Here is a 10,640-nt window from a genome sequence, read left to right as displayed (position 1 = left end):
CTTCCTGATGGCGGCAACCAATGCGGCAAACGAGTGATCCCGCGCCGTCCCGGAAGCTGCGGCCCCTCAAAAAATCCGCATTCGCAAAACTATGATGTTGCCTAGTCGCTGCCGGAATGGCAGTCTATGTTGCAATGCAGCAATTTCGAAAGGCCGATAGGATGGCTTCGATTTTTGGCTTCAGATCCCGGGATCCGGCGCGCGACCGGCAGACCGATCTTCAGCGTTTCGACCGGCTGGCGAAGCTGTTCGACCAGATCACGGCGGAGATCGAGGCAGAGAAAACCGGGCTGGAGAACCGTTACAAGTCGACGGCCGCCAACGCGGCCTTTCTGGTCGAGGCGATGGAGAACGGTTCGGCGTCGGCCAGCAAGGGATCGGATGTCAGCGCGATGACCAACTCGATCCTGAACTGCGAGCGGCGCATTGCGGAGCTCGCTCGCCAGAAAGGTTTGATGAAGGAACTGCGTCATTCGCTCGACGCGATCGTCGAGGATGGTTCCAATCGGCTTGCTGCGCAGGCGACGGCAAGAGGCTGATGGCGCGGTAGGCGCCGTCATCGGTACGAGACATTAGAGGAGTTCGAGGGCGGAAGATCGGAAGCGGCTCGCTCGCACGGGCCAGGAATGACTTTGGGTTGGGCGGACAACACAAGGTGAGTTTGTTATGAACGCAGATCCGGACGACACCTCCACCATGGCGGCTTGCGCGATGTCGCATGCGCCAGGGAGCAGATTAACCAGCCTGAGGCTAGGCTTCATCGGAGCCCTATTTGCGGCTACGGCGACCCTTGCGGCAAGCCTGCACCCCGCGCATGCGCAAGAGGCGCAGCAAGAGCTGAAAAGCGCACCGTCCTTCGTCGACAATTTCTTGAATTTCAACCAGTCCCGCTGGTTCGTCTCGGACGGCTGGACCAATGGCGCCCATCAGAACTGCACCTGGTCGAAGGATCTCGTGCGGCTTTCCGACGGGGTGCTGTCGCTGGGCTTCGAAAAACGCAAGCTGAAGGACCGCGATTTCGCCTGCGCCGAGATCCAGACCAAGCAGCGCTTCGGCTACGGCGTCTACGAGGCGCGCATGAAGACCGGCACCGGCTCCGGCCTCAACGCCGCCTTCTTCTCCTATATAGGCCCGCAGGACAAACAGCCCTGGGACGAGATCGACTTCGAGGTCCTCACCAAGGACCCGTCGAAAGTGCAGGTCAACAGCTATATCCAGGGCAAGCCGAAGAACGGCAAGCTGGTCGACGTCGAGGGCGGCGCCGACAAGGGCTTCAACGATTACGGCTTCGTCTGGGAAAAGGACCGGCTGCGCTGGTACGTCAACGGCAAGCTCGTCCATGAAGTGACCAACCCGGACGAGCTGCCGAAGCATTCGCAGAAGATCTTCTTCAGCCTCTGGGGCAGCGACAAGCTGACCAACTGGATGGGCGCCTTCACCGATCCGGGCAGCAAGGTGACCATGCAGGTCAAGCGTGTCGCTTTCACGGCTCTGGGCCAGCCATGCCAGTTTCCGGAATCGCTGGCATGCAGCATAAGTAACAGCAACTAGGCCGTTGGACCTGGGGACATCTGAACCGGCCGGACCGCTTTTGTGGCCCGGCCTTTGACAGGAATAGAACCAAAATGAATTTGACGGTGTTTGGGATTGGCTATGTCGGTCTCGTCCAGGCCGCTGTGCTTGCCGAGGTCGGCCACGAGGTGGTGTGCGTCGATGTCGACGAGAAGAAGGTCGAGCGGCTCAACCAGGGTTTGATCCCGATTTTCGAACCGGGCCTCGAAAGCCTCGTCAAGGAAAACCACGCGGCCGGCCGCATCCGCTTCACCACGGATGCAGCAGCGGCGGTCAGGCATGGCCAGATCCAGATGATCGCGGTCGGCACGCCGCCCGGCGAGGATGGCTCGGCCGATCTGAAATATGTGCTCGCCGTCGCCGAGACCATCGGCCGCGAGATGGACAGCCCCAAGATCGTCGTCGGCAAGTCGACCGTGCCGGTCGGCACTTGCGAAAAGGTGAAGGCCAGGATCGCGGAAACGCTGAAGAAGCGCGGCCGCGAGGACCTCGCCTTCGACGTCGCCTCGAACCCGGAATTCCTCAAGGAGGGCTCGGCGGTCGCCGATTGCATGAAGCCGGACCGCATCATTGTCGGCACCTCCAGCGAGGACACCGAGATGGTGATGCGCGAGCTCTACGCGCCGTTCAACCGCAACCACGAGAAGATGATCGTGATGGATGTGCGCAGCGCCGAATTCACCAAATACGCCGCCAACTGCATGCTGGCGACCAAGATCAGCTTCATGAACGAGATGGCCAATCTCGCCGAGCAGCTGGGCGCCGACATCGAGGAGGTGCGCAAGGGCATCGGCTCGGATCCGCGCATCGGCTACCACTTCATCTATCCCGGCCTCGGCTATGGCGGCTCCTGCTTCCCGAAGGATGTGCGCGCGCTGATCAAGACCGCCGAGGGCGTCAAGTTCGACGCCAAATTGCTGCGCGCCGTCGAGGAGCGCAACAATGCGCAGAAGTCGGTCCTGTTCGACAAGGTCAACCACTATTTCAAGGGCGCTCTCAGGGGCAAGACGTTTGCCGTCTGGGGGCTCGCCTTCAAGCCCAACACCGACGACATGCGCGAGGCGCCGTCGCGCACGCTGATGGAAGCGCTATGGGCGGCCGGCGCCAAGGTGCAGGCCTACGATCCCGAGGCGATGCAGGAGTGCCAGGCGATCTACGGCCTGCGCGAGGATCTGCTTTTGTGCGGCACCAAGGAGGCGGCACTGCGCGGCGCCGACGCGCTGCTGATCTGCACCGAATGGAAGAGCTTCCGCGCGCCGTCCTTCGACGCGCTCAAGGATGCGCTGACGACGCCGGTCATCTTCGACGGCCGCAATCTCTACGATCCCAAGGTGATCGCGCGCTACGGCATCGAATATTTCTCGATCGGCAGGATGGCGGCATGACGATGGCTGCTTGCCTCGAGGGCAATTGTCGTCGCCACGTCCGCGACACAACGCCGGCGAACGGCGCATCGGCAATAAAATAATGAGGTCACCAATGGCTTCGCGGCAGAGACCCACAGTCACCGTCATCGTCCCCACCTTCAATCGGGAGAAGTTCCTGCCCGAATGCATTGGCAGCCTGCTGCGGCAGACTGTGGTGCCGGATCAAATCCTGATCGTGGACGACGGTTCGACCGATAATACTGGTGCGGTCGCCGCCTCGTTCGCGGCCCCGGTGGAATATCACCGCAAGGAAAACGGCGGCAAGTCGACGGCGCTGAATTTCGCCCTGAAGCACTGCACGGGCGATTTCGTCTGGATATTCGACGACGACGACGTCGCGCACCCGACGGCGCTGGAACGGTTTCTCGCCGCCTTCGAGCGGGAACCGGACGCCGATTTCGCTTTCGGCGAATATGCGCGCTTCCAGCGCTCGGCCCAGATCGAGGAGCAGGATTACGAGATCGTCGCCTTCGGCCACGTCACCCCGGACAATTTCTTCCCGTCCCACCTCGAATATTGCCACGTCCACCAACCCGGTCTCCTGGTGCGCCGCGAATGCTATGACGAGGTGGGAGGCTTCAACGAGACCCTGGTCCGGTCGCAGGACTATGAGATGATGTTGAGGCTCGCTCGCCGGTTCAAGGCGATCCGGGTCGACGGCCTGATGTTCTTCCAGCGCCAGCACGACATGGTCCGCGGCAGCACCAAGGTGGTGATTTCCTACACCGACCGGATAAAGGCCTGGGGCTCGTACGACCGCGTGATCATGGAAGAGATCTACAAGTCGGTCGATCTCCACGAATATCTCGATCGCTCGGAACAGGCATTGCCGAAAACGGCCGATCTCGAAATGCAGGCGGTGCTGCAGCGCTCGAGCATCATGGCGAGGAAGGGGCTATGGCATCATGCGGCCGCGGACATCCGCCGCTACGCCCAGCTTGCCGAGCGAGCCGGAAAGACGTCGCTCAGTGACAAGGAGCGCGCCATCGTGCGGCGCACCTTCGAAGCCTATGACACGGGCTTGGCCACCGCCCCCGCCGACGAATTCGTCTCGGCTGTGAAGGCATGGAAGCCAGGTCCGCTGAAGGCCGACATCGTCAGGGAATACATGCACTCCTTCCCGCATTTTCTCGCCCGCGATTTGAAGGCGGGAAAACTCGTTCCTGCATCGAAGCTCTTGCGGGAGTACTCGACGCTGTCTCTTTCAGGCTCGGTCAGCCGCCTCTGCCGGGCAATGACGTCGAAGCTTCCGTTGCCGCGCAGTGCAAGCTGACGACCTGCAATCGAGCGCCGCCGGACAACGCTGGACCGAACTAGGAGCCAACCGATGAAAGTGCTTTTTGCAAGCGGCAACGGATACATTCCCGAGTTCACCGGCGGCGTGCAATCCAACACCCATCATCTGGTCGAACAGCTGATCGAGCATGGCCACCAGGCATCGGTCCTCGCCTCGCTGTTCGGCGACGGCATGTTCGGCTTCAAGGCACGCGCTAAGATGAAGCTGTTGCGGCAGCCCGCGGTCGTCGACAATTTTCCCGGCTATCCGGTGTTGCGCGCCTGGTTCCCCTGGGAGGCGGCCGGCTTCGCCGTCAGGAAAACCAGGCCCGATGTCGCCGTCGTGCAGTGCCACAAATCCGTCCTGCTCGGAAAGGCGCTCCTTGCCGAAAGCGTGCCGCTGGTCGTCTATCTGCACAATGTCGAGTTTCACGAGCTCGCCGGCGATCCGCGCGAACTCGGTTCGGCGCTTTACATCGCCAATTCGGAGTTCACCGCGCGCGTCTACAAGGAAAAATTCGGCATCGAGTCCGTCGTGCTTCCGCCGACCATCAACGACGCCCTCTATTGCACGCACACCACCGGCGAATTCGTCACCATGATCAATCCCTATGAGGAAAAGGGGTTCGATCTGGCTGTGAGGATTGCGGCCGCCTGTCCGGAGATCCCCTTCCTCTTCGTCGAGAGCTGGAAGCTGGACGACGATCATCGCGCCCGTGTCGAGAAGACCATCGCGCCGCTCGGCAACGTCACGCTCGAAAACCGCACCAACGACATGAAGACGGTCTATGGCCGTACCAGGATCCTGCTTGCGCCGAGCAAATGGGAGGAGGCCTGGGGCCGAGTCGCGTCCGAGGCGCATTGCAGCGGCATCCCTGTCGTCGGATCGCGGCGCGGCGGCTTGCCCGAGGCGATCGGTCCGGGGGGCGTGGTGCTCGACTATGACGCGCCGCTCGCCGACTGGGCCGCGGCGGTAAGGCGCCTGTGGAACGATCGCCAGGAATACGACCGGCTTTCGGCCGCGGCACTCGCCTTCTCCAAACGCCCGGAGCTCGATCCCGCGCGGCAATTGGTGGTGTTTCTCGATCTGCTCGAAAGAGCGGCCCGGCAAGGCGTTCGCCGCGCTGCGTAGTTTGGCGAGCTGGAAGACAAAGTTGATCTGCTGCGTTGCACCAAAATTGTTGCGACGCAGCATTGCTCATACTAGGTTGTGCCGACAGGAGTCAAAGTTCATGCCGTATGTGTCAGGCTTTGCCGGCGACGTTTCCAGCCTGATCCGGGCGAGAACACCCTGCCGATGAGGATCTGTTTCGTAGTCGACAAGTTTCCCACCCTGTCCGAGACATTCGTGCTCGATCAGATTGCCGGATGCCTCGAGAGAGAGATGGAAGTTAGTGTCGTCTGCAACGAGATGGCCTTTGGCAAGGACAGCAATGTGGACGATGCACGTTGGCGGACATTGCCCGGGCCCGTCGTTTCCTGGTGGGGTGGCCTGAATCGCTACCGCTCGTTGCTCAGGAAATGGTCCGGCAGGTTTTGGGACAAGCTTTCGACCTTCATCGACCTGGCTAACGCGCACAAGCTGCGAAACGTCGATGTGATCGTGGCGCATTTTGGCCATAACGGCCTGCGCGTCGCTCGCATTATGAAACGGCGCAGGATTTCCGCGCCTTTGGTGACCATTTTCCACGGCACAGATGTCGGCAGGCCGATGCATGACAACGCACTCGGCTACTACAGGCCCGTTTTTGAACAAGGGGCTCTCCAACTGCCTGTGAATGCGTTCTTCCGCCAGGCCCTGATCGATGCCGGCGCCGAGCCGGCGCAGGTCGCGGTCCACCACATGGGCATTCGCCCCGGCGAGATCGAATATCGCTGGCGCTGCTGGCAGGGACGTACGCTGTCCTTCATCTCGGTTTGCCGGCTGACCGAGAAAAAGGGGACCGAATATGCGCTTCGCGCGCTCGCCGGCCTGCCGCATCGCGACTGGATCTATTCGGTGATTGGCGGCGGAGAATTGTTGGAGCAGTTGAAGCGCACCGCCATCGATCTCGGTATTGCCGACAGGGTGAGTTTCCTTGGCCCGCGACCGCACGGCGAGGTCAAGCAGCGCCTGCGTGACGCCGATGTCTTTCTTCTGCCAAGCGTCGCCGGGCGAGACGGCGATCTGGAAGGAATCCCGGTTGCGCTCATGGAGGCGATGGCCGGCGGCCTGATCGCTGTCAGCACCTATCATTCGGGGATTCCCGAACTGATCGAGGATCACAAGACAGGCTTCCTCGTACCCGAACGGGACGTCGCGGCGCTTGCCGGTAAGCTCGCCTGGATCGCCGAGAACCCGGGCCCATGCGAGCCGATAGCGCTTGCCGCCCGAAGGAAGGTCGAGGCGGATTTCAATGCCGATATCTTGAACGAACGCTTTGCGCAGATCGTCGCGCGGCTGGGGGAGACCGGATCCGTCACATGAACGCCAACCCGCCGCCCCCTCAATTCGGTCGCGTAGCCTTGCGCGGCGGGCTGGTCACGGCTGGCGCCCAAGGCTTCAAGATAGCGATCCAGTTCCTTTCGGTCGTCATCCTTGCCCGGCTGCTTGTTCCCGAGGATTTCGGCCTGGTGGCTTCCGTGGGACCGATCGTGGCGTTTGTCGGCCTGCTCCAGGATCTCGGCCTCCAGCAGGCGGTCATCCAGCGCAAGGAGATCGATCAGCGGCAACTCAACCAGGTCTTCTGGCTGAGCGCGGTTGTCGGCCTGTGCGCCGGGGCGGTCGTGGCTTGCCTGGCCCCCGCCATTGCCGCCTTCTACGGCGACCAGCGAATGTGGGGAATAACACTTGCTTCCGCCGTGCCGCTGCTTTTTGGCAGTCTTGCCGCCGTGCCGCTTGCCCTCATGAACCGCCATCTGCAATTCGGCCAGCTTGCGCTCAACGACACAATCACCGCGGCCGTCGGCCTGCTCGCCACCGCAACCGCGGCGTATTGCGGGCTTGGCTATTGGTCGCTGGTTTTGGGCCCGGCTGTTTCAGCCGTCGTGGCGCTGGCTGCCGGCTGGTTGGTGACGCGCTGGATGCCGTCCTGGCCGAATCTGAAGATCGACGGCGACATATTCAGGTTCGGCGCGAACCTCACGGGCTTCAACCTTGTCAATTTTCTCTCCCGCAACCTCGACAACATCCTCATCGGAAAATATTCCGGCGCGGTCGAACTGGGCTACTATGATCGCGCCTACAAGCTGCTCCTCTTTCCGCTGCAGAACATCAACCAGCCGCTGACGCGTATCATGGTGCCGCTTCTCAGCCGCATCCATGAAGACAAGCAGCGCTTTCGAGACATCTACGTCCGGACAAACTGGCTGCTGGCCGTCATCACCATGCCCGGCATTGCGACGCTGACGCTGACTTCGGAGCAGGTGGTCAGGCTTCTCTTCGGCGAGCGTTGGATGGCTGTGGCGCCGATTTTCGCCTGGCTGGGCATCGCCGGCCTGATGCAGTCCGTATCGAGCACCACGGGGTGGATATTCATCTGCCAGGGCAAGACGAAGACGATGTTCCATTGGGGCATCTATTCGTCGCTGACGACGGTCGCCTCGTTCATCGTCGGCCTGCATTGGGGGGCGATCGGCGTCGCGGCCGCCTATGCCATCAGCGGTTATGTGCTGCGCGTCCCGGTGCTCGCCGCCATGATCCATCGTGTCGGCCCGGTGACAGCCGGCGATTTCCTGGGCATACAGGGGCTCTTCATCGTCTCGTCGCTGCTCGCCTGGCTCTCGTACCTGTCGCTGCCGGCGTTGCTGACCAATCAGTCGGACCTGCTCGCGATCCTCGTCGCGATTGCCCTAAATTACGGGTTCGCCCTGGCCCTCATGCTTGCTGTTCCGCAGTCGCGCAAGGCGTTGCTCGCCACTCTTGCCAACGTTGCCGGCAACATTGGGTGAGCGGCTGCCTATCACGGACGACAACTGCCTCGTTGCCGACATTGCCGACGCATGCTCATCTAGAACCGCCTCGAGGCTTGCCCGCCGATAGTGGTCCAGATTGCCGATGAATCTGCCGAGTTTTTCGGCTGCTTCCGACGGCGTCACGGTATCGATGTCGAGCAGAAGGTCGGCGACGCCGATGCGCTTGGCGACTTCCTTCGTCTTGAATTCATAGGCGATCGGCAGCACAGGCGTGCCGACGCAAAGCGACATGATCATCATATGCATGCGCGTCGCGACGACGAAGTCGCAATCCTTCACCAGCGACATCAGTTGGTCGGGCGTATGAAATGCGGCGTCGACATTGACGTGTTTGGCGATCTCCGGGTCGAGTCCACCCACGACCGCCCTCGCAGTCTTGGCGTCGTCATGGGCATATTCGGGCACGCCCTGGCAGGTTGAAACGAAGGTCACCTCTTTGGCGTGGTCTCTGACAAGAATTGTGGCGATCTCCCGGATCGAATCGAGATAGCGGCGCATGCCATCCTCACCGTCGCTGACGAAGCTCCAGTGGCGAACGGAAATGGCGACACGGCCCGTCGGCGCCGGTGCGGTGCCGAGAAGTTTCTTGATCCTGTCGGAATCCGCCAGGGCAAACACGGCATCGGCGACCACATGGCATTTGCCCGGGTCCTTCACCAGGTCCAGTATGTGGTTTCGGGATCGCTCGTCACGCAGCAGGATGAGCGGAGCCCGGTCAAAGATCGGGCCCAGTTCCTGGCGATTGTAGCTTTTCTTGAACGGGCCGAGCGACTGCGTGAAGAAGATTGGGTCCTTTCCCAACATCGCGTCGATGCGGAATTGATTGAGGCGCTTTTCAAGATCGTAATTCTCGACGAGATAAGTTCCGCCTGTCGTCACCACCAGGTCGGCGCTCGCATAGGCTTCAAGGCCGCGGCGGTCGTCCTGGCTGAAGAAAACGCTGCCGGCGGCGCCGTTTTGCGCGAAGCGATGCAAGGCGCGCCAGACTCCCCGATTGTAGATCGACTTGAGCCGGCCCTTGATCCCGCCGCCACGCTGATCCTTGAATAGGGATTCCGACAACAGCTTGTGGAATTCGAGATCCGGGTAATCTTTCTTCGGGTAAAGCCTGGCCGCGACGTCGGGCTGACTGTCGAAAACCAGGAACCGCACATCGCCGCCGGCGATCGATCTGAGAATATGGCGGATAGCCAAGAGGATCGCGGCATCGCCCGTGTTCAGACACACCGTGTTTTCGATCACGACTTTCATGGGGAAACCTCGTTTCGCGTCCGTCGCCAGGTCAGCGGCGGTTAAAACGGCATGTTTTGCCGAAGTGGTTGCCACGCGATCCGCGTCGCGATCCTGGCGTGGTGCGCCACGCTGGCAGCCAATGAGGAATCCAGATCGACGCCAAGCAGGGCCAGAGTATCGTATCATTTTTGCAGTGCAACAAAAAATGTGCGGGCGTTTGCTCCGCCGCACCAAAAATGTTGCGATGCAGCAAAAGCTGTACTAGCATCGCCGATGGGTGGGCCCAACAGCGGTCGAGTTACATGCTGCATGTCTTGTACCTTGTGCATGACGTATCCGACCCGGCGGTGCGCCGGAGGGTCCAGATGCTCAAGGCAGGCGGCGCCGGGGTCACCCTGGCGGGCTTCCGCCGCACCACCAGCCCGGTCGCCGAGATCGAAGGCATCGAGCCTGTCGACCTCGGCGCGACGCGCGACGGCCGATTCGCGCAACGCCTCGGCGCGGTCGCCAAGGCAGCCTTGTCGATCGGCGCGAAGCTGGGCGCCATGCCCACGCCCGATCTCATCATCGCGCGCAATCTCGAAATGCTGGCGCTGGCCCGCCGCGCCAATGCTGCTCTCGGGGCAAACGTGCCGATCGTCTATGAGTGCCTGGACATTCACCGTCTGGTGCTGCGCGACGATTTCGTCGGCAGGACGTTGCGCGGCGCCGAGCGTCGTCTCGCCCGCGACGTGAAGCTTCTGGTGACGAGCTCGCCGGCCTTCATCGCCAATTATTTCGAGCCGTTCGGGCAGATCGTCGCACCCGTCGAGTTGATCGAGAACAAATATTTCGAGACGGCATCCGGTGTCGCCGCGCGGTCCCTCGAGGACGACAGCCCGGCGTCGCCGCCCTGGCGCATCGGCTGGTTCGGCGCGCTGCGCTGCCGCCGCTCGCTGGAGCTGCTGGCCGATTTCACCCGCCGCCAGGCGGGGCGTTTCGAGGTCGTGCTCAGGGGCCGTCCGGCGCTGTCCGAGTTCCCGGACTTTCATGGCTTCGTCGAGGCCGAGCCCTGGCTTTCGTTCGAGGGGCCTTACCGCAACCCGGAGGACATGGCGTCAATCTACGGGCAGGTGCATTTTTCCTGGGCGATCGATTTCTTCGAAGCCGGCCAGAATTCCGAATGGCTGCTTCCCAACC

Annotated in this window: 9 protein-coding genes; 8 read left to right on the top strand and 1 reads right to left on the bottom strand. The window is 61.8% G+C overall.

The window, feature by feature from the left end:
* Positions 1–161 precede the first annotated feature (161 nt).
* From EOD07_RS09605 to EOD07_RS09575, 7 genes are all read left to right on the top strand, one after another.
* Positions 162–539, top strand: a complete 378-nt coding sequence (locus EOD07_RS09605) for a hypothetical protein (protein WP_127235254.1) — start codon at positions 162–164, stop codon at positions 537–539.
* Positions 540–666: 127 nt separating this feature from the next.
* A complete protein-coding gene (locus EOD07_RS09600) occupies positions 667–1,551 on the top strand; it encodes a family 16 glycosylhydrolase (RefSeq protein ID WP_127235253.1) in 885 nt (294 codons plus the stop codon).
* Positions 1,552–1,625: 74 nt separating this feature from the next.
* A complete protein-coding gene (locus tag EOD07_RS09595) occupies positions 1,626–2,957 on the top strand; it encodes a UDP-glucose/GDP-mannose dehydrogenase family protein (protein ID WP_127235252.1) in 1,332 nt (443 codons plus the stop codon).
* Between the two features lie 94 nt (positions 2,958–3,051).
* Positions 3,052–4,272 carry a glycosyltransferase family A protein gene (locus EOD07_RS09590; RefSeq protein WP_164772145.1) on the top strand — a complete coding sequence of 407 codons (1,221 nt, stop codon included), beginning with the start codon at positions 3,052–3,054 and terminating at the stop codon, positions 4,270–4,272.
* Between the two features lie 54 nt (positions 4,273–4,326).
* Positions 4,327–5,406: a glycosyltransferase gene (locus tag EOD07_RS09585; RefSeq protein WP_071036433.1), complete on the top strand. Its 1,080-nt coding sequence runs from the start codon at positions 4,327–4,329 to the stop codon at positions 5,404–5,406.
* 78 nt (positions 5,407–5,484) lie between these two features.
* Entirely contained in the window at positions 5,485–6,741 is a 1,257-nt protein-coding gene (locus tag EOD07_RS09580) for a glycosyltransferase (protein WP_245469999.1), read from the top strand.
* On the top strand, positions 6,738–8,204 hold the full coding sequence (locus EOD07_RS09575) for a lipopolysaccharide biosynthesis protein (RefSeq protein WP_040988719.1): 1,467 nt from the start codon (positions 6,738–6,740) through the stop codon (positions 8,202–8,204). The genes EOD07_RS09580 and EOD07_RS09575 overlap by 4 nt, the downstream gene beginning before the upstream one ends.
* Here the strand turns inward: EOD07_RS09575 and EOD07_RS09570 are convergent.
* Positions 8,106–9,554, bottom strand: coding sequence for a polysaccharide pyruvyl transferase family protein (locus EOD07_RS09570; RefSeq protein ID WP_245469997.1), 1,449 nt, complete (start codon positions 9,552–9,554; stop codon positions 8,106–8,108). The two genes, EOD07_RS09575 and EOD07_RS09570, sit on opposite strands and share 99 nt — an antisense overlap.
* A gap of 209 nt (positions 9,555–9,763) precedes the next feature.
* Here EOD07_RS09570 and EOD07_RS09565 point away from each other — a divergent pair.
* Positions 9,764–10,640: glycosyltransferase (locus tag EOD07_RS09565; protein WP_127235250.1), on the top strand; the 877-nt coding region annotated here is incomplete at its 3' end.

The organism is Mesorhizobium sp. M2C.T.Ca.TU.002.02.1.1, assembly GCF_003997225.1.
The sequence above is the reverse complement of the archived record's forward strand: the minus strand, read 5'-3'. Positions and strand labels throughout refer to the sequence as shown.

Excerpts from the sequence above, each read along its gene's own strand:
- EOD07_RS09595 (WP_127235252.1), top strand. The coding sequence starts at position 1,626 with ATGAATTTGACGGTGTTTGGGATTGGCTATGTCGGTCTCGTCCAGGCC.
- EOD07_RS09590 (WP_164772145.1), top strand. The coding sequence starts at position 3,052 with ATGGCTTCGCGGCAGAGACCCACAGTCACCGTCATCGTCCCCACCTTC.
- EOD07_RS09600 (WP_127235253.1), top strand. The coding sequence starts at position 667 with ATGAACGCAGATCCGGACGACACCTCCACCATGGCGGCTTGCGCGATG.
- EOD07_RS09585 (WP_071036433.1), top strand. The coding sequence starts at position 4,327 with ATGAAAGTGCTTTTTGCAAGCGGCAACGGATACATTCCCGAGTTCACC.
- EOD07_RS09605 (WP_127235254.1), top strand. The coding sequence starts at position 162 with ATGGCTTCGATTTTTGGCTTCAGATCCCGGGATCCGGCGCGCGACCGG.
- EOD07_RS09575 (WP_040988719.1), top strand. The coding sequence starts at position 6,738 with ATGAACGCCAACCCGCCGCCCCCTCAATTCGGTCGCGTAGCCTTGCGC.